The organism is Bradyrhizobium diazoefficiens, from assembly GCF_016616235.1.
Lineage (GTDB): Bacteria > Pseudomonadota > Alphaproteobacteria > Rhizobiales > Xanthobacteraceae > Bradyrhizobium > Bradyrhizobium diazoefficiens_H.
The window spans coordinates 4,057,909-4,073,937 of the sequence record NZ_CP067100.1; the positions used below are offsets into that span (position 1 = coordinate 4,057,909).

Sequence of the window (16,029 nt, forward strand, 5' to 3'; positions counted from 1 at the left end):
ATCCAAAAAGCCCACTATTTTAGACAGTTGTGTATGGGTGCTGCGTAAAGGGTGCGTCGCGAGGACGTTCCGGGGGCGGCTTCCTTTTGCTCGCTCATGGGGTCAATGCACGTGACCACGACATCCGAAGCGCAATGCCTCGTCGAACAACTCGACCCCGCAGCCCTGGCGCTCGCCGCAGCGGCCGAACCGGTTACCCCGGACGCTGAAGTGCCGATCGAGCGGTCCAGTCGCAAATCGGTCCTGGCCTTGGCCATATGTGCCCTGGCCATCAATGGCGCGGCGGCGATCTATACGTTGCCGTCCGATTTTCGGTCGCTGAACGTCGGCCGCCTGGCTGACCTGCTTCCGCGCGGGGAAGCGTCCGCGCCAAAACCGGATCCGGTTATCGCTGCCTTGAAGGACATTCAGGCGGCCCAGCAGCAACACACGGCTTTGCTGCAGCAGAACAATAACGCTTTGGAGCATAATGCAGCCGTGCTGCAGCAGGACTCGACGGTGCTGCTGTCGCTGCGGCAGAGCATCACGGATGAACGGGTCGATGTGAGGAAGGTATCGTCGCAGCTCTCCACGCTGATCGCGAAGGTCGAGTCCTTGCAAAACACGATGATGTCGGACGTCACGTCCTCCATCCGGCGCGCGAACGCGCGCTATGGACTGTCCGCCGCGATGCGCAAACGGCTACTGACCCGGCAGTCGAAGCCTGTGGGGCCTGTGGGGCCTGTGTCGGTTGGCGGGGCGCCGCTGAGTGTGCCGGCTGCGACGGCGGCTCCTGAGAGCTGAAGACACCTCAAGCAAATCACTTGGGACGATGTCCGCGCTCAGCTGGCTCGCAGGTCTGGCAAGCCATTCAGAGATCGACCTTTCAACTCCTCCGCTGAGCCAGAGACGATGCGGTACGCTCGTTCTGCTTGTTCCTTCGTCAAATTGGCCGCCACGTCGATTCCGATCAGCGCCGGACCTTTGCGCTCTCGATCGTAAACCATCCAGCCGACGCCTCCCATCCGAACCAAAAATCTGCTCTGCACCAGCGCTCTGTCACTCAAGGATGGCTCCCCGTTACTTGCTGCGATTGGCGAAGTAAGCCGCGCCGCTTCGTCAAATGCATTAGCCCATGTGAATCGAGTCGGGAAAATCGGGCAATATTCCGCGCCGTTCTGCCCGGAACACATCGCCGAATGTGCTGAAACGAACAGAGCCGCGCTTCGATCCAGGTGTAAGCTTGCACCTGCTTGGGCCTTCCCCAAAGGCCGAGCACCTCCAGCGGCCCCGGCCCTACACCCCAAAAGGCGCCCCCCCACGGCCGGGGCCGTCCCGCGGCTCCGCCAAGAGGCATCAACGGTGAGAGCCTTCCCGGGTCTTTCTCCGCGAGCCAGATTGACTCTGCAGTTTCCCTGTCGAATTATTCGGGAAAAAGCGGCAATCTGGGCGACGGCCATGAAAGACTACCAGGCTCAGCTAGAGAAGTTGCGCACGGACGCAGCCGAGTGCGCATTGATCCGCGATCTTGCAACCGACAAAGCCAAGCGCGAGCTGTTTGATCGGCTGACCAATCATCTGACCGTGCTCGCGGAACATATCGAATTGGCGATGCTGCAGCGACACAAGGGCGCTGGACCGTAAGGCTCCGTCAGTTGGTGCCTCTGTGCGGCAAGATGCTCTGCACGGATCCCCGCTCCATCGGGTGGGCGGCAAGTGGCGGAGAGAGGCATGCGTCGATACCGATGCGCTGGCGGCTTACGACCACGTCTACGAGGAGGGTCGCCGGTAGCGACGAAGGGCGAGCGCCGGGGTTACCGGGTCGGAGGCGCCTTCCATCCATAGGACTGACGCGCGATTTGGCCCGTGATATCGAGATCCTTCTCGTCAGAGAGGCGCCAGGCCGCCACTCCGAAGCAGACGGTCAGAAAGACAGCGGCAACTAGCAGCAGCATCGATAGAAACTGACTCACGCCTGTACCCCCGAACGCGACGTATCAACGGAGCGACCACAGAACGTCGATTCGGAAAATGCAGACGCGCTGACCCATCCCTGATTGTCCCCATCAAGTCACATCGGGCCAAAAGCGCTCACGATCCCAATCGTGATCGGGACCAGCGCCACGACGGTCCAAAGGGCGGGCGAGCTGGAGGAAAGGCCAACGATCAGTATCCAGGCACCGAAGCCCACAAGGAGCGCTGAGATGGCATAGGCGACGGCTTTTTCCATCGTTCGATCCACGAGCAACACAGGATCGACTGCGACTGTAGGATTCCCCGCGCGTGGAAACGTTCCTTATCCCGGCGAGCGCGATGCAATTACGATGACAGTGCTGGCCTGTTGCCCGGAGAGAGCGTGCTCGCAAATGCGTTGGCGCCAAGAACAGGCCGGGTGAAGTCCCTCACTTCGAGGCTTGGTCGATCTTGTGCCCCAAATGCCCGGTGTCGTGATCGCGACGCAACTGGCTCAGCGAGGTCTCATTAAGCTGGAGTAAAACCTCGCTGAGTTGGGTCGCATCCGGATAGCCGGCTGCAAAACCCTTTCCGTAGATCTTGCGCAAAGTGCCGACCAGCGTGTTGCCGTGCTTCTTGCTGATCCCGCCATCCTTGTCCCGATGGCGGCCATCCAGGCCATGTTCCTTCATGTTTCGCTCCCTGTGCGGCGTCTTGAGCGCCTGGAGAGAGCGTGCTCCCAAATGAGTTGACTGGCAATGGCGACGCGCGCGGCAGTAGAGGGCCGGCCTGCGCCGCCGCAATAGCTCACGCTGCTCTCTCCCGCTTGTGAAGCCGCCATCGATTGTGGCGAACCGATCGGCGCATCAGATGACAGCCAGCGATTGCGCGATTGGAGCTGATGTGATGCGCTTCCTTTTGAGCGTGGGCCTGTTGCTCGTCCTGTGCATCTCTGCAAACGCCGCAACGGTGCATCACGCTCGCGCACGTCATCCTGCGGTAGACCGGCCCCGCGCGAATGCGAATGCGCCGGCGCGCTTCGCAGTCCCGGGCTGGAGCGACGAGGCAACGCAGCGCTGGCTGAACAACGCCTCGTCAAACGTCGGCCGAGGGGGCTAGAACAGGCACCGCGATCGTTCGGAATGGCACCGGAGGGTAGGACGGCTAGGCGGCCTGCTCTTCAAACGAGGTGTAGACCCGGCCAGTGGGATCAACGACCTGCACGTCCCAGCACCCGTCCTCGACCAGTTCTCTGGCCTTCTTGAGGGCGGCGGCGAGTGACAGCCGCTTGAGGCTGACGACGCCTGCCGTGTCGAAACCGCTGATCTCAAACATGCCGCTCCCTCCGGTTTTGGTGAATCCTACACATTTCCGGCGGGTTGTCTTGCGGGTTTTTGGGGAGGGGCTCGTGGAACGGCAGGCAGATGCCGAGCAAGTGCGACCGCTTGAGTGCACTGTCACCGTATACCTGCCATTCAGGTCGCGGAAATGAAGCGCCTACGTCAAGCGATCATCGCTAGCCTTCCGTGATGCTTCCGATCCCTACGTCGTAACCGAGTTGGAAGACGACGACCACCGGGAGCCCGAGCCGGACGAGCCGTCCCTTGGCTCTCTCGACCGCGCCTTGGATCAAGTCCGGTGGGCGATGGGCGCGTGTGACGATGCCGAGCACGACGACTGCGACAGCGAGCCGTCTCTGGGACGCCTCGACCACTATCATAACCAAGAGGCATGAGCTGGAGGCGGTCGCACCGACCTGGAGGAAGACCCTACCGGGTCCGGCATTGCCGATCATGGCGGGTTGCTCGAGCAGATCGGCTATCGGGACCGGACGCAAACGGTGATGGCATGAGCGCGCCGGACATTCACGACATTGCCGGCGAGATCGGAGACTTTGCCGACCTCTTGGTGATCCTTTTCTCCGCCGCTGATGCCGAGAACGCCACAGACGGAGCACGGCTTGTGGCGCTTGAGATCGGCGCAAGAGCCGACAAGATCAAAGAGGCCGTCAAGCCCGCCTAATTGACGAAGGCCCGCCATTCACGCTGGCGGGCCGTCACAGCAAGGGCCGCTGCTCTGGAACAGCGGCCCTACCGGGTTGCAATAGATCCGGATGAAAAGTGCCAGCCCCGGTAACTACAGGGTTCATCGTAAACGATGTTCCTGCACCAACATTTGTTGATCATGGGAACGACCCCGGGCGTCCCGGGGCTGGCTATGGACGCACCAGGGCCGCCCGACGCACCACCCCCGGTGGCACGCCGGTGATATCGTCTGCCGACAGACTCGCACTGAATGTCTCAAATGATACGGAGCCTGGATTAAATTTGGGACAGATGATCGGCTTTGTTCCTCGCCAGAATTGCAAGCCGCGAGTCACCCCGCGAGAAGCCGGGCCGAACATCAGCGCCGCGACTACCGCAGCTCTGATACACGAAGCGCGGCTCGATATCGGACAGCCGCATTTCGTCAGGCCAGCGATCGGCGCTCAGCGCGATGTGATGCCCGCAGTGGCAATAGACCAGGACACCGCGCACCCCCATCGCCCGCATCTCGCCGAACGTGATCTTGAGCGGCCGGCCGTCGGCGTGCGTTGGCGTGTGGCGTCGGACAGAGCGAGGCATACCGCGATCAAAGCGGCGCCTGGGCCTCTTCGCAAATTATCGATTCCTAGCGTAGCCGAGCTGGCGCGGGCTATTGCCGGTCGTGGGTGTGGATAGACGCGGCGATCAAGCTGCGTCCACCGTCGCTTCCCAGATTTCTTGTGCGGTCGTGCTTCGTGGCAAGGTTGCCGCCGCAGCCAACGTTTCAGGTGATGGGACACGCAATTCGCGAAGCACTGCTTGGGCGTCACCGCCGGCCGCAATGACGCGCTTCAGACGATCGGTCATCTCGCTCATTGCTCTGCCTCCGCGAAGTGTGCACATTGTGTGCACGTCGTATTTTGGCGGAGGATTTGACCAATCGAATTTAGGTGTAAGTCCCTGATTTGGTTGGTGAGCGCGCTGGGGCTCGAACCCAGGACCCCGTGATTAAAAGTCACGTGCTCTACCGGCTGAGCTACGCGCTCCCATGGCCGCTGATGGCTTCGAAGAAATCGCCATCGTTGTCGGACATTCGAGAAGCATGTCTTGCCGCTGCGCTCAAACTTGCGTGGCGGGGAAAACCGGCTGTTTCCGGATCATGCTGTCGCTCGCGCTGTGTAGGGGGAGTGGCTGCGGAGGTCAATAGTGCGGATGGCTGCCGAAACTCGGGGTAGGGGCGGGGATTTGCTTGGGGTGTCCTGGGCTTAGGTCCGGATTTTCAACCCGATTGGTGGGCCGTCATCCACGCCGAAACTGCGACATTGGCTTCGGAGTGCGAAGGCTGGGTTATCACGTATGATGCCAGAGGCCTGCTGGAAGAGCTCGGCCTGCATGGTTCGAGACGCCCGCTTTGGCGGGCTCCTCACCATGAGGGTCTGATACGTTGCCGCAAGACCTCCCCGCCATCGCCTGACAGCCCGTTCATGGAGAGGGCCCGCCGTCGGCGGGCGTTTCGAAGGATGCGCGGGCGCGGGCAATCGCCGTCAGTTCGCCTCCCGCCGCACCTCGCTCGGCACGGGTTGCGGCGAACCGGGCGCTGGCAGCGCGACGGGGCGGAGGCCAATCAGCTCGGCGGTGCGGATCGCGCTGTCGCGCCAGAACTGGAACGAGTTGATCCGGCTGAGCTCGAGGATGGCGATCGCGACGGCCGCCAGGAACGGCAGGCTTTGCAGCACCAGCACGCCGGCGAAGATGTAGATCTCGGTGATCTGCCGAAAACTGTTGGAGGCGACCAGGACGCCGGCGCCGATCAGCAGCAGGATGCCGATCACGGCCTCCCAGAACGCCTGGAACTCGATCGACATCCGCGAGAGTCCGCCCTTGGAGGTGCGCGCGAACGCGATGTGCTCGGTGATGAGGCCCTGCGCCACCGCGCGCGACACGGTCCATTGCACGCTCATCGCCGCGATCATGGCGCCCAGCATCTGGCCCGGCTTGATCGCGACGCGGGCGCGGTACATCGACAGGAAGTGCACCAGCGAGACGATGAAGGCGCCGATGATCGGCAGCGTCAAGATCTTGTCGGGGATGGCGATGTCGGCGAAGGCGACGATCGGCACCCAGACGAGGTTGAGCAACGCCACGACCACGCCGAGACTTTCGGCGCCCAGCCAGTTCAGCCAGCCGAGACCGTATTCGCGCTTCTGGTCCGGCGTCAGTCGGCTCTTGCCGGGCAGGAAGTGGCGCCAGTGCTTCTTGACGATCTGGAGGCCGCCATAGGCCCAGCGGTGACGCTGCTTCTTGAAGGCCTCATACGTGTCCGGGAGCAGGCCGCGGCCGTAGCGGTGATTGGTGTAATGCGAGACCCAGCCGAGCTCCTGGATGGCAAGGCCGAGATCGGAGTCCTCGCAGATCGTGTCGCTCGACCAGCCGCCGGCCATGTCCATCGCGGCGCGGCGGATCAGGCACATCGTGCCGTGCACGATGACGGCGTTGACCTCGTTGCGCTGGACCATGCCGATGTCAAAGAAGCCGGCATATTCGCCGTTCATGATGTAGTGCATGATCGACAGGTCGCCGTCGCGATGCTCCTGCGGCGCCTGCACGAGGCCGACGCGCGGGTCGGCGAACGCCGGCACCAGGTCCTTGAGCCAGTCGGGATCGACGACATAGTCGGCATCGATGATGCCGATGATCTCGGCATCGGCGGCGGTGCGGTCCATGGCGATCCGAAGCGCGCCGGCCTTGAAACCCTGCACCTTCTCGGCGTTGATGAACTTGAAGCGCTCGCCGAGCGCGCGGCAATGGTCCTGGATCGGCTGCCAGAAGGCGGGATCGGGCGTGTTGTTGATGATGACCACGCATTCGTAGTTCGGATAGTTCAGCCGCGACAGCGCATCGAGCGTCTGCTTCAGCATCTCGACCGGCTCGAAATAAGCGGGAATGTGGATCGAGACTTTTGGAAAGTAATTCTCGGGCACATTCTCGACCGGCTTGCTCTTGGCGAGCAGCCGCTGCGGCAGCCGGCCGAACGCCACCGCCGCGATCTCGTCGATGCGCGCCATCGCAATGAGAACAAGAGGAACAAGAAGGATCATGCCGAGCGTCAGCGCGAAGGCCGAGCCGAAGATGAAATAGTGGTTGTTCCAGAAGGCGAACACGGTGGCGGCCCAGGCACCGACGCCGTTCGCGGTCGCCGATAGCAGGAACGCCTGCCTTGCGGTCGGTTTTTCCAGCCGCAGGATCGGCAGCGACAGGAGGATGCCGACCAGCAGCGCGATGCCCATCAGCTTCCAATAGTCGGGATTCTCCACCGGGCCGGTCCAGGCGAATTTCGGCTCGCGGCTGGCGTTGAGGATGCCCCAATACGGACCGACGCCGCCTTCGAAGAACTTCCAGGGCTGATCGATGGCTTCGACGATGTTGTATTCCATGCCGATGGCTTCGGCGCGGCTGACGAAATTGCGCAGCGTCAGGGCCTGCTGGAACGGACCCGGATCGGCGTTGCGCAAATTGTAGCCCTGGCTCGGCCAGCCGAACTCGGCGATCACGATGCGCTTGCCGGGGAACAGGTTGCGCAAGAGGTTATAGCGGTCGACGGCTTGATCGACGGCCTGGTCCGAGCGGAAGTTTTCCCAATAGGGCAGCACGTGGGCGGCGATGAAGTCGACATTGGAGGCAAGGTCGGGATTGTCGCGCCAGATGTTCCAGATCTCGCCTGTCGTGACGGGCACGCGGACCGCGCCCTTCACCTTCTTGATCATGTCGATGAGGTCTTCGACCTTCTGCTCGCCGCGGTAGATCACCTCGTTGCCGACCACGACGCCGACGACGTTGCTGTTCTTGCGGGCGAGCTCGATGGCGGCCTTGATCTCGCGCTCGTTGCGATCCTTGTCCTTGTCGATCCAGGCGCCGACGGTGACCTTGAGGCCGAACTCGGCCGCGATCGGCGGCACCAGTTCCACGCCGCCGGTGGACGAATAGAGGCGGATCGCGCGCGTCATGGTCGACAGCGTCTTCAGGTCGGCGCGGATTTTCTCGACCGTCGGGACGTTGTCGATATCGGGATGGGCCGAGCCTTCGAACGGCGCGTAGGAGACGCTGGGCAGCAGGCCCTTGAAATCAGGCGCGGGCTCCCTGTCGCGCAAGACTCCCCACAGCCCTGCGTGAAGCGCGGACACAAGCAACAGAACGGCGGCGACAACGCGCATCGCGGCTAAACCATGAGGGGCTGAGGTGGCAGGGAAGCGGATCCGACCCCGAGATCCGACCGAGTCCGCGGCAAAGGGAGCATATCTCTGCAGCGCGGTTTCACAACTGTCATGGGCTCATGTCCTTATCAGGGCATGGGCTTTTTCGGAATGCGTGGCAGTGCCAACCGCCTCTATGGTCGATCGTTCCTGAACGGCGGCTGAAGGTGCCTGCGACTATTTCTGCGGCGCCGGTGTCGGACTTGCCGCAGGCGAGGGGCTGGCCGCGGGCTGGGCGGCCGGCGCATTGCCCGATGTCGGCGCCGCCGGCTGGGAGGCGCTGGCTGCCGCCTGCTGCGGCTGCGAGGCCGGGTTGATCCAGCAGGCGTGCACGCGGCTGTCCAGGGTCTCGGCAACCTTGGGATCGATCTGGCCGCCGAACCGGGTCAGGCAGCGGAAGGCGGCCTGGATGTGACCGCCGGGGCAGCCGAAGCGATCGTAGAGGTCGAGATGGCGGAACGCGGTATCGAGGTCATCGCGCCACATCAGCCGCACCACGCGGCGGCCGAGCCAGACGCATTCGGGGTTGCCGGCCGGGCCGTTGATGACCTGGGCGGCTTCGGCGAACTCGTCGGTGCGGCGCTGGTTCTGGGCGGCGTCCTTGGCGGCGGCGTCGGCGGGCTGGGCGGCGGCCTTGCCCTGGTCGGCGGGGGTGGGCGTGCCGCTCTGGGCGAATGCGCCACCGACACCGACGATCGCGACCAGGGAGGAGACGGCCAAGGTGGCGGCGAACTGCCGCAGGACCGCATTTCGTGACTGACGCACCCGTTGCCGCATGAATTCCCCAATTGCTCCGCTGACCGCCCGCGTCAGGATCCCGCGGACGCGCCGGTGATGGCGTCCAAATGGGTCTCCAATGCGGCGGAAAACTCCCGCCGAGTCCCATGACCTGTATTTGGAATTTTGTCCAGCAAAGTCACGATCCTAGGCCTCTGTCGAACGGCCGCAGGCAAATTCCTCGGGGAGGGACGGATCGTTCCCGTCGTCACCCCTTGGCAGATGGCGTGGATGCAGGTAATCGACGGCCCTTCGCGGAGGACGGAACCAATTTCTCTTCGTACGCCACTGGCGCTTCTGCTCGTCTCACTGGGAGTGATTGCTGCCGTGTGGTGGTGGCTGGCCACGCCAATCACGCTCGCGCGCGCCCCGATCGATCCCGCCGAGAAGGTTCAATGCGTCTCCTATGCACCGTTCCGCGGCGAGCAGTCGCCGCTGAACGCGTGGACCCATATCGAGGCCGACCAGATCGAGCAGGACCTGCGCCAGCTCAAGGAGATCACCGACTGCGTCCGCACCTATTCGATGGAGAACGGGCTCGACCAGGTGCCGGCGGTCGCGGCCAAGGTCGGCGGGCTGAAGGTGCTCCAGGGCATCTGGCTGTCCAGCAACCGGACCAAGAACTTCGAGCAGGCGGCACTCGCCGTCCGCCTCACCAAGCAATTCCCTGAGGTCATCACCGCGGTCATCGTCGGCAACGAGGTGCTGCTGCGCGGCGAGATGACGACGGCGGATCTCGTCGCCATCATCCGTTCGGTGAAGGCGCAGGTCAGCGTGCCCGTCACCTATGCCGACGTCTGGGAGTTCTGGCTCAGGAATCGCGAGGTCTATGACGCCGTCGATTTCGTCACGATCCACATCCTGCCCTATTGGGAGGATTTTCCGGTGAAGGCGAAATTTGCAGCGTCCCATGTCGAGGCGATCCGCGAGCGCATGGCGGTGGCGTTTCCGGGCAAGGAAATCCTGATCGGCGAGACCGGCTGGCCGAGCGAAGGCCGCATGCGCGACGGCGCGCTGCCCTCGCGCACCAACCAGGCGCGCGTCGTCTCGGAAATCCTCAGCCTGGCGAAGGCGCAAAAATTCCGCGTCAATCTGATCGAGTCCTACGACCAGCCGTGGAAGCGCAGGCTGGAAGGTACTGTCGGCGGCTATTGGGGTCTCTATGACTCGGTGCGGAGGAACCTGAAATATCCGCCGGGCGCGCCGATCAGCAATTTCCCGTACTGGAAATGGTACATGGGCGCCGGCATGGGCCTGTGCGTGCTGGTGTTCGCCGTTGCCGGCCTGACGCTGCGGCGGCGGCCCTGGACGCCGCGCGTCACGGCCTGGCTTGGCGTTGCCATCTCGGCGACGTCGGCGGGCATCCTGCTCGGGATCGGCGCCGACAAGATGTACTATGAGAGCTACGGCATCGGCGGCTGGCTGCTCTGGGGCACGCTGCTGCTCGCCGGCATCCTGTCGCCGATCTTCTGCGCGCAGGCGATGGTGATCGGCCGGAGCTTGCCGACCTTCCTCGATCTGCTCGGTCCGCGCGAGGGGCGGAAATGGTCGAAGTTGACGGCGGTGCTCGGCCTCACTCTGGCGGTGACCGCGGTGATCGCGGCGCAGACCGCGCTCGGCTTCGTGTTCGACCCGCGCTACAAGGATTTCCCCTACGCCGCGTTGACGATGGCAGTGGTGCCGTTCGCGCTGCTGATGCTGAACCGGCCGCAGATCGGCCAGCGTCCGATTGCGGAAGCCGTGTTCGCGGGCGTGCTCGCGCTGTCGGCGGTCTTCGTGCTGTTCAACGAGGGCCGCGACAACTGGCAGTCGCTGTGGACCTGCGCGATCTATCTGTTGTTCGCGCTCACGCTGTGGCGGGCGCGGGCCGAGCAAATCCAAGAATGAGCAGGCCGATCGCAAGGCCCGACAGCACGACATTGTAGAGCACGATGCCAAGGCCCGCGGCGATGATGCCGACGGTGAGCAGCACGATCGACGGCCGCATCAGGTTCAGCGTCGCCACCACCAGCGCGACGATCCCGAATACCGAATTCTTGAACAGCACGGTCGCGACCGAGCGCGCCTTGCAGATCAGCGTCTGCAGGCCGGCGTCGCAGGCGAGCGCGACGCTCGAGAGCTCGATCCCGAGATAGCGCAGATAGAGCGCATAGCCGACCGAGGCGAAGCCGACGACGAGCAGGAACTGCACCTGGTAGGGCGTGAGGCGGAAGGGCTTTTTTGTCATGGGGGCAATATGATCGGGAAGACGGCAGAGGGCAACGGGGAATCCTGCTGTAACCTTCGTCGGAGCGGGTTTAGGTAGTTTTCCGCGGTGCTATTTTTGGTTGTTAGTCCGGATCAAGTTATGCGCCGGCCAACCGGCACGATCGAGGCTGACTGCAAGCGGATATCTGCCATTCTTGAGACCGTTGGAGCTCGTTATATCGGCGTTATATCGTACTTATATCGTCATGGGGTTACAGCCGATATTGCCGCGGTTTCGCTCTTTTGATTGGTATTGCTAGTGACAAGTAACAAATATTGTCCGCAGCTCGACGGCATTCGCACGTTTTGCATCATCTTTACGGTGTTGAACCATATCCCAGCCGCTGGCAGGCCATGGTTCGTCGACGGCACCGTTGGGGTGGACGCCTTCTTTCCATTGAGTGGCTGGCTGATAACCTGGCTCCTTCTTGAGGAGCGAAGAAAAGGACGGATAGATCTGAGAGCCTTTTATCTGCGAAGGATCTTCAGAATCGTGCCGCTTTATTATCTGACTATCGGTATTTACACCGGCGCGGCAGTTGCCGTGTACTTCCTGACGGCGAATTCTGCGAAGCTCGACGAGCTTCGAACTGCAGCGCTCTACCTTGTCACCTTCAATTCCGAGTACCGTCCCGACAATGCCGGCGTCATCTTCGGACACGCCTGGACACTGGGCATAGAGGAAAAATTCTACGTCATTTGGCCGCTGATGCTGTTCTTGGCTGCACGGTTCACCGGGGTTGCCGTGGTCGGCGCGTTCATTGTGATTGGCGCGCTGTTCGGTTTGTTCGGAACGAATGACTATCTCATTCGGGGCTATTTTGGCCTAAGTGTAGGGGCTGGGATGGCGATCTGGCTCAATAGCTCGCCATACGCGACCGTTTTCAGGAATATCCCGATCGGCTGGATATCACTCGGAATGACGGTGGTGATGTACGGGGGGCTCATCATGGCGCCGAGCGTATATTGGCACTTGGGGCTTTCGGCCAGTGTCTCGCTTCTGATTGTGAGCGTCTGGTTTGACCGAGAGCAAGGACTAGCTCGCTTTCTAGCGCTTCCTCCTCTGGTTTGGCTCGGGACGCTGACCTACGCGATCTATCTTTTGCAGACATTGGCCAGCAATCTTGTTCAAGGCGTGCTGCAGAAGCTCCACGTCGACGCTACTTTTCTGACTATCTTTTTGGCCGATTATGCCGTCTCGGTGGCCTTGGCTTGGCTGGCCCACGTGGCAATTGAGCAACCTGCAATCAGCATTGGCCGCCGGCTTGCCACCAGGCGAAAGGTTGAGCAGTCAGCCTTGATTCCAGCTCGCCCGGAAGTCTGAATTCGCTCGTCCTGCGTGGTTTCGCCTGTCGGCTTGCTTCATCGCATTTAGAGGCCCGGATCTTGCAAATGAGCGCTACGGCTTGCGGGAGAGGCTAGACAGCCTGCAACTGGCCGCAGCTATCGAACGCTAGCGCCTGAAGAACGACGACAGCGTCGATCCGGCTGTCGCCGTCTCCGGCTTGGCCGGCGCCGGCTGCTGGGGCGCGGGAACAGGCGCGGGTTCCTCGCGCTTTGATGAGCGTTTTGAGGAGTAGCTGCGGCGGTGCTTGTCCGGCTTTGCGCTGGGCGCGGGCGCCGGGGCGGTCTCGGCTTGCGGGGCCGAGTCCTGGTTCTTTTCTGAGGTCTTCTCCTGAACCCGGTCCTGCGACTTGTCCTGACCCTTGTCCTGACTCTTCTCCTGGCCGCCGCGCATCGACAGCCGCTGGCCATCGAACACGGTCGTCTCGCAATGACGCTCGTTCTCGGTAAGGCCCGCGCAGAGTTTCGCGGCGGCGGCGGCGTTGATCAGCGGGCCCGCCCCCAGGCGCAGCTGCATGCCAAGGCCCGTGCTGCCTTCCTTGATCATGATAATCGGCCGCAGGCCCGCAATCTCCGGGTTCGTCTTGGTGACGCCGCGCCAGAGCGCGCGCAGGCCGTCGATCGAATTGGCGCCGCCGAGGTCGATCGCAAAGCGCGTCTGCTGGACCGCGATTGCGGGGGCTTCGCTTTCGGTGGCTTCCGGTGGCTTGGCTGACGCGCTCGCGACTTCGGTCGGGGCAGGTGTCGGCTCGGCCTTCTTCTCGGCGGCCTTTTCGCTGGTCTCGGGCTGAATCAATTTCGATGCGGCCGGATCGGGCGGCGCCATGATCGATTTCGACGGCACGAGCGGGATGGCCGGCAGCGCCGAGTTCGTTGCTGGCGACTGCTGTACCAGCGAGGCGGCGGCCGCGGTCTGCGGCGGCGGGCTTGCCGGCTCCTTGACAGTATCCTTGACAGTATCCTTGGCAGCGTCCTTCTGAGTGTCCTTCGAGGAGTCCCTTGACGCCTCGGCGCGTGGCTTGTCACTGGGGGCCGGCGTCGAGGCGACCGGCGCGACACTGGGGGCCGCGGGCGCTGCATCCTGCGGCTTTGCGGCCTGCGGCGTCGCGGCGGTCTGTTTGGCGATGGCGCCGGTGACGGAATCGAGTCCTTGCTCCAGCACGGTGACGCGCGAATAGAGCCGGTCGCGATCGGAGTTCAGGGTTTCGATGGCGGCGGCGAGCCGGCGCGCCTCAGCCTGGCTCTCCCTGGTCAGCATCTGGAGGCGGTCGGCCTGGCGCGCGAGATCGGCGGAGGCGACCTGATCACGCCGCCAGCCGAGCTGGGCCTGGTTGGCCATCACGGCCATCACCACGGCGCCAACTGCTGTCGCGGCCCATGTGCCCAGCCGCCACATCAAGCGGCGGTCGACTGCGCTTTCCTCGGCCAGAAGTCCGGAGAACAGCCCGCCGGTCTCCTTGGTGCCGAAGGCGTCCGCCAGTGGGTCGGAATCCTTTGCCATGAAGTTTAAGTGCCCAGCCCTGTCAGGCGTCCCCGAATCAATAGGGAACATTAACAGGAAAACCCTGTCGCACTTGAATTCCGGGCGTTTGCGGGGGTAGCAAGGCGGGCAGTCCATCAGGGCGGCTCGCCACCCGTCGCGCAATTGATTCGGCCATATTTGACAGGATTTCGATGACCGCCCGTTCAAGCCTCACGATCGTGCTCGCCGCCGGCGAGGGCACGCGCATGCGATCGAGTCTGCCGAAAGTGCTGCATCCGGTCGCGCATCAGGCGCTGCTCGCCTATGTGCTCGCTGCCGCGCCCAAGGGAACCGGCACCGCGCTCGCCGTCGTGATCGGTCCCGACCATCAGGCGGTCGCGGACGAGGCGAGGCGCATCAGGCCCGATGCGCTCACCTTCGTGCAGGCCGAGCGCCTCGGCACCGCACATGCGGTGCTGGCGGCGCGCGAGGCGATTGCCCAGGGCGCCGACGACCTGCTGATCGCATTCGGCGACACGCCGCTGATCTCGGCCGAGACGTTCGCGCGGCTGCGTACGCCGCTGGCCAGGGGCGCTGCAATCGCCGCCCTCGGGTTCCGCGCCACCGATCCCACCGGCTACGGCCGCTTCATCGTCGAGGGCGAGCGCCTGGTCGCGATTCGCGAGCAGGCCGACGCCAACGACGCCGAGCGCAAGATCAATCTGTGCAATGCCGGCGTGATGGCGATCGACGGCCGCCGCGCGCTCGACATTCTCGGGCAGATCGGCAATGCCAATTCCAAGGGCGAATATTATCTCACCGACGCAGTCGGCATCGTTCGCAAGCAGGGATGGGAGTCCGTCGTGATCGAGACCAGCGAAGACGAGGTGCGCGGCATCAACACCAAGGCGCAGCTCGCCGAAGCCGAAGCGGTGATGCAGGCGCGGCTGCGCAAAGCGGCGATGGAGGCCGGCGTCACGCTGATCGCGCCCGAGACCGTGTACCTGTCCGCGGACACAATGTTCGGCAAGGACGTCACCATCGAACCGTTCGTGGTGATCGGGCCCGGCGTGTCGATCGCCGATGGCACGGTGATCCACTCGTTCTCGCATATCGTGCAGACCACGCTCGGCAAGAATGTCTCGATCGGTCCCTATGCGCGGCTTCGCCCCGGCACTTCGCTCGGCGACGGCGCGCGCATCGGCAATTTCGTGGAGACGAAAGCAGCAACGCTGGAGGCCGGCGTCAAGGTCAACCATCTCTCCTACATTGGCGATGCCACCGTCGGCGCCAATTCCAACATCGGCGCCGGCACCATCACGTGCAACTATGATGGCTTCAAGAAGCACAAGACGGTCATCGGGCAGGGCGCATTCGTCGGCACCAATTCCTCGCTGGTGGCTCCGGTCAGAATCGGCAACGGCGCCTATATCGGCTCCGGCTCGGTGATCACCCGCGATGTGCCTGACGATGCCATGGCGCTGGAGCGCAACCAGCAGACCATCCGGGAAGGCGGCGCTGCGCGCTATCGCGAGATGAAGACCGGCGGCAAGAAGCCGGAGAAATAGACCGCGCTATTCCTCGTCGGCGAACTCGGAGAAGATGGCGCGGGTCAGGCGCCAGCCGCGCGGCTTGGCGCGCTTGGCCGGTTCGCCTTGCACATGCTTGACGAAGACCGGCTTGCTTTCCTTGCCGCGCAGGGGCGGCGGCCAATGGGCGAGGTGCGTGCCCGAGGTCTCGCTCGCCTGCACATACCTCGACGACAGACCCTTGCGGTCGGCTGAGCCCTTCATGGCCGCACTCTCCTGGGCCGGAATCGTTGGCCAAACTTATTGACAAGGAGTTAATGCGCGCGGTTTAAGGGCCGGCCACATCGACGCAGGCGCACGACGCGCCGTCATCGGCTGCTGTCGCAATTCGTCATAATTATTGAGTATCTGGTTCCCAGGGAACTTCGCTAAAAACCGGGCGCGTCGTTTAGGCGATTTTTCGA

At 63.2% G+C, this 16,029-nt stretch carries 18 protein-coding genes and 1 tRNA gene; 6 read left to right on the plus strand and 13 right to left on the minus strand.

Translation table 11 applies throughout. The features are described from left to right. Window positions 1-105: 105 nt before the first annotated feature. Complete coding sequence (locus tag JJB99_RS19255; RefSeq protein WP_200493917.1) at window positions 106-783, plus strand: hypothetical protein; 678 nt, start codon at window positions 106-108, stop codon at window positions 781-783. 38 nt (window positions 784-821) lie between these two features. Here JJB99_RS19255 and JJB99_RS19260 read toward each other — a convergent pair whose 3' ends face one another. Continuing rightward, window positions 822-1,046 (minus strand): hypothetical protein, encoded by a 225-nt coding sequence (locus JJB99_RS19260; RefSeq protein ID WP_200500450.1) that lies wholly within the window; start codon window positions 1,044-1,046, stop codon window positions 822-824. A gap of 391 nt (window positions 1,047-1,437) precedes the next feature. Between JJB99_RS19260 and JJB99_RS19265 the strand changes: the two genes are divergently transcribed. Continuing rightward, window positions 1,438-1,623: a hypothetical protein gene (locus tag JJB99_RS19265; protein ID WP_200493918.1), complete on the plus strand. Its 186-nt coding sequence runs from the start codon at window positions 1,438-1,440 to the stop codon at window positions 1,621-1,623. 427 nt (window positions 1,624-2,050) lie between these two features. Here JJB99_RS19265 and JJB99_RS19270 read toward each other — a convergent pair whose 3' ends face one another. The 4 genes from JJB99_RS19270 to JJB99_RS19285 form a co-directional block, all read right to left on the minus strand. Continuing rightward, window positions 2,051-2,209, minus strand: a complete 159-nt coding sequence (locus JJB99_RS19270; RefSeq protein ID WP_200493919.1) for a hypothetical protein — start codon at window positions 2,207-2,209, stop codon at window positions 2,051-2,053. A gap of 172 nt (window positions 2,210-2,381) precedes the next feature. Then, complete coding sequence (locus JJB99_RS19275; protein WP_200493920.1) at window positions 2,382-2,624, minus strand: hypothetical protein; 243 nt, start codon at window positions 2,622-2,624, stop codon at window positions 2,382-2,384. A 472-nt stretch (window positions 2,625-3,096) separates the two neighbouring features. Beyond that, the gene (locus JJB99_RS19280) at window positions 3,097-3,267 is read right to left on the minus strand and encodes a hypothetical protein (protein WP_200493921.1); all 171 of its coding nucleotides are present in this window, start codon (window positions 3,265-3,267) and stop codon (window positions 3,097-3,099) included. A 181-nt stretch (window positions 3,268-3,448) separates the two neighbouring features. Beyond that, the gene (locus JJB99_RS19285) at window positions 3,449-3,646 is read right to left on the minus strand and encodes a hypothetical protein (RefSeq protein ID WP_200493922.1); all 198 of its coding nucleotides are present in this window, start codon (window positions 3,644-3,646) and stop codon (window positions 3,449-3,451) included. 134 nt (window positions 3,647-3,780) lie between these two features. Between JJB99_RS19285 and JJB99_RS19290 the strand changes: the two genes are divergently transcribed. Next, window positions 3,781-3,954 (plus strand): hypothetical protein, encoded by a 174-nt coding sequence (locus JJB99_RS19290; protein ID WP_200493923.1) that lies wholly within the window; start codon window positions 3,781-3,783, stop codon window positions 3,952-3,954. A gap of 299 nt (window positions 3,955-4,253) precedes the next feature. Here JJB99_RS19290 and JJB99_RS19295 read toward each other — a convergent pair whose 3' ends face one another. From JJB99_RS19295 to JJB99_RS19315, 5 genes are all read right to left on the minus strand, one after another. After that, window positions 4,254-4,475 carry a hypothetical protein gene (locus tag JJB99_RS19295; protein ID WP_349628972.1) on the minus strand — a complete coding sequence of 74 codons (222 nt, stop codon included), beginning with the start codon at window positions 4,473-4,475 and terminating at the stop codon, window positions 4,254-4,256. 186 nt (window positions 4,476-4,661) lie between these two features. Beyond that, complete coding sequence (locus tag JJB99_RS19300; protein ID WP_200493925.1) at window positions 4,662-4,832, minus strand: hypothetical protein; 171 nt, start codon at window positions 4,830-4,832, stop codon at window positions 4,662-4,664. A 94-nt stretch (window positions 4,833-4,926) separates the two neighbouring features. Then, window positions 4,927-5,002: transfer RNA gene (locus tag JJB99_RS19305), tRNA-Lys, on the minus strand. 498 nt (window positions 5,003-5,500) lie between these two features. Continuing rightward, the gene (locus JJB99_RS19310) at window positions 5,501-8,167 is read right to left on the minus strand and encodes a glycosyltransferase (RefSeq protein WP_200493926.1); all 2,667 of its coding nucleotides are present in this window, start codon (window positions 8,165-8,167) and stop codon (window positions 5,501-5,503) included. A gap of 216 nt (window positions 8,168-8,383) precedes the next feature. Beyond that, window positions 8,384-8,983: a beta-1-3, beta-1-6-glucan biosynthesis protein gene (locus JJB99_RS19315; protein WP_200493927.1), complete on the minus strand. Its 600-nt coding sequence runs from the start codon at window positions 8,981-8,983 to the stop codon at window positions 8,384-8,386. 222 nt (window positions 8,984-9,205) lie between these two features. Between JJB99_RS19315 and JJB99_RS19320 the strand changes: the two genes are divergently transcribed. Further along, complete coding sequence (locus tag JJB99_RS19320) at window positions 9,206-10,870, plus strand: beta-(1-6) glucans synthase (RefSeq protein WP_200500222.1); 1,665 nt, start codon at window positions 9,206-9,208, stop codon at window positions 10,868-10,870. On the opposite strand, the gene JJB99_RS19325 is transcribed toward JJB99_RS19320, so the two are convergent. Then, complete coding sequence (locus JJB99_RS19325) at window positions 10,830-11,210, minus strand: hypothetical protein (RefSeq protein ID WP_200493928.1); 381 nt, start codon at window positions 11,208-11,210, stop codon at window positions 10,830-10,832. The genes JJB99_RS19320 and JJB99_RS19325 overlap by 41 nt on opposite strands. Before the next feature lie 279 nt (window positions 11,211-11,489). Here JJB99_RS19325 and JJB99_RS19330 point away from each other — a divergent pair, with 279 nt between their 5' ends. After that, window positions 11,490-12,554, plus strand: a complete 1,065-nt coding sequence (locus tag JJB99_RS19330; protein WP_200493929.1) for an acyltransferase family protein — start codon at window positions 11,490-11,492, stop codon at window positions 12,552-12,554. A gap of 129 nt (window positions 12,555-12,683) precedes the next feature. Here JJB99_RS19330 and JJB99_RS19335 read toward each other — a convergent pair whose 3' ends face one another. Beyond that, window positions 12,684-14,075, minus strand: coding sequence for a hypothetical protein (locus JJB99_RS19335; protein WP_200493930.1), 1,392 nt, complete (start codon window positions 14,073-14,075; stop codon window positions 12,684-12,686). A gap of 173 nt (window positions 14,076-14,248) precedes the next feature. Between JJB99_RS19335 and glmU the strand changes: the two genes are divergently transcribed. Further along, window positions 14,249-15,604, plus strand: coding sequence for a bifunctional UDP-N-acetylglucosamine diphosphorylase/glucosamine-1-phosphate N-acetyltransferase GlmU (gene glmU, locus JJB99_RS19340; protein WP_200493931.1), 1,356 nt, complete (start codon window positions 14,249-14,251; stop codon window positions 15,602-15,604). Between the two features lie 6 nt (window positions 15,605-15,610). Here the strand turns inward: glmU and JJB99_RS19345 are convergent, their stop codons facing one another. Beyond that, window positions 15,611-15,829, minus strand: coding sequence for a hypothetical protein (locus JJB99_RS19345; protein WP_200493932.1), 219 nt, complete (start codon window positions 15,827-15,829; stop codon window positions 15,611-15,613). Window positions 15,830-16,029: the final 200 nt, after the last annotated feature.

Excerpts from the sequence above, each read along its gene's own strand:
- JJB99_RS19255 (WP_200493917.1), top strand. The coding sequence starts at position 106 with ATGCACGTGACCACGACATCCGAAGCGCAATGCCTCGTCGAACAACTC.
- JJB99_RS19265 (WP_200493918.1), top strand. The coding sequence starts at position 1,438 with ATGAAAGACTACCAGGCTCAGCTAGAGAAGTTGCGCACGGACGCAGCC.
- JJB99_RS19270 (WP_200493919.1), bottom strand. The coding sequence starts at position 2,209 with ATGGAAAAAGCCGTCGCCTATGCCATCTCAGCGCTCCTTGTGGGCTTC.
- JJB99_RS19275 (WP_200493920.1), bottom strand. The coding sequence starts at position 2,624 with ATGAAGGAACATGGCCTGGATGGCCGCCATCGGGACAAGGATGGCGGG.
- JJB99_RS19280 (WP_200493921.1), bottom strand. The coding sequence starts at position 3,267 with ATGTTTGAGATCAGCGGTTTCGACACGGCAGGCGTCGTCAGCCTCAAG.
- JJB99_RS19290 (WP_200493923.1), top strand. The coding sequence starts at position 3,781 with ATGAGCGCGCCGGACATTCACGACATTGCCGGCGAGATCGGAGACTTT.
- JJB99_RS19295 (WP_349628972.1), bottom strand. The coding sequence starts at position 4,475 with ATGGGGGTGCGCGGTGTCCTGGTCTATTGCCACTGCGGGCATCACATC.
- JJB99_RS19300 (WP_200493925.1), bottom strand. The coding sequence starts at position 4,832 with ATGAGCGAGATGACCGATCGTCTGAAGCGCGTCATTGCGGCCGGCGGT.
- JJB99_RS19310 (WP_200493926.1), bottom strand. The coding sequence starts at position 8,167 with ATGCGCGTTGTCGCCGCCGTTCTGTTGCTTGTGTCCGCGCTTCACGCA.
- JJB99_RS19315 (WP_200493927.1), bottom strand. The coding sequence starts at position 8,983 with ATGCGGCAACGGGTGCGTCAGTCACGAAATGCGGTCCTGCGGCAGTTC.
- JJB99_RS19320 (WP_200500222.1), top strand. The coding sequence starts at position 9,206 with ATGGCGTGGATGCAGGTAATCGACGGCCCTTCGCGGAGGACGGAACCA.
- JJB99_RS19325 (WP_200493928.1), bottom strand. The coding sequence starts at position 11,210 with ATGACAAAAAAGCCCTTCCGCCTCACGCCCTACCAGGTGCAGTTCCTG.
- JJB99_RS19335 (WP_200493930.1), bottom strand. The coding sequence starts at position 14,075 with ATGGCAAAGGATTCCGACCCACTGGCGGACGCCTTCGGCACCAAGGAG.
- glmU (WP_200493931.1), top strand. The coding sequence starts at position 14,249 with ATGACCGCCCGTTCAAGCCTCACGATCGTGCTCGCCGCCGGCGAGGGC.
- JJB99_RS19345 (WP_200493932.1), bottom strand. The coding sequence starts at position 15,829 with ATGAAGGGCTCAGCCGACCGCAAGGGTCTGTCGTCGAGGTATGTGCAG.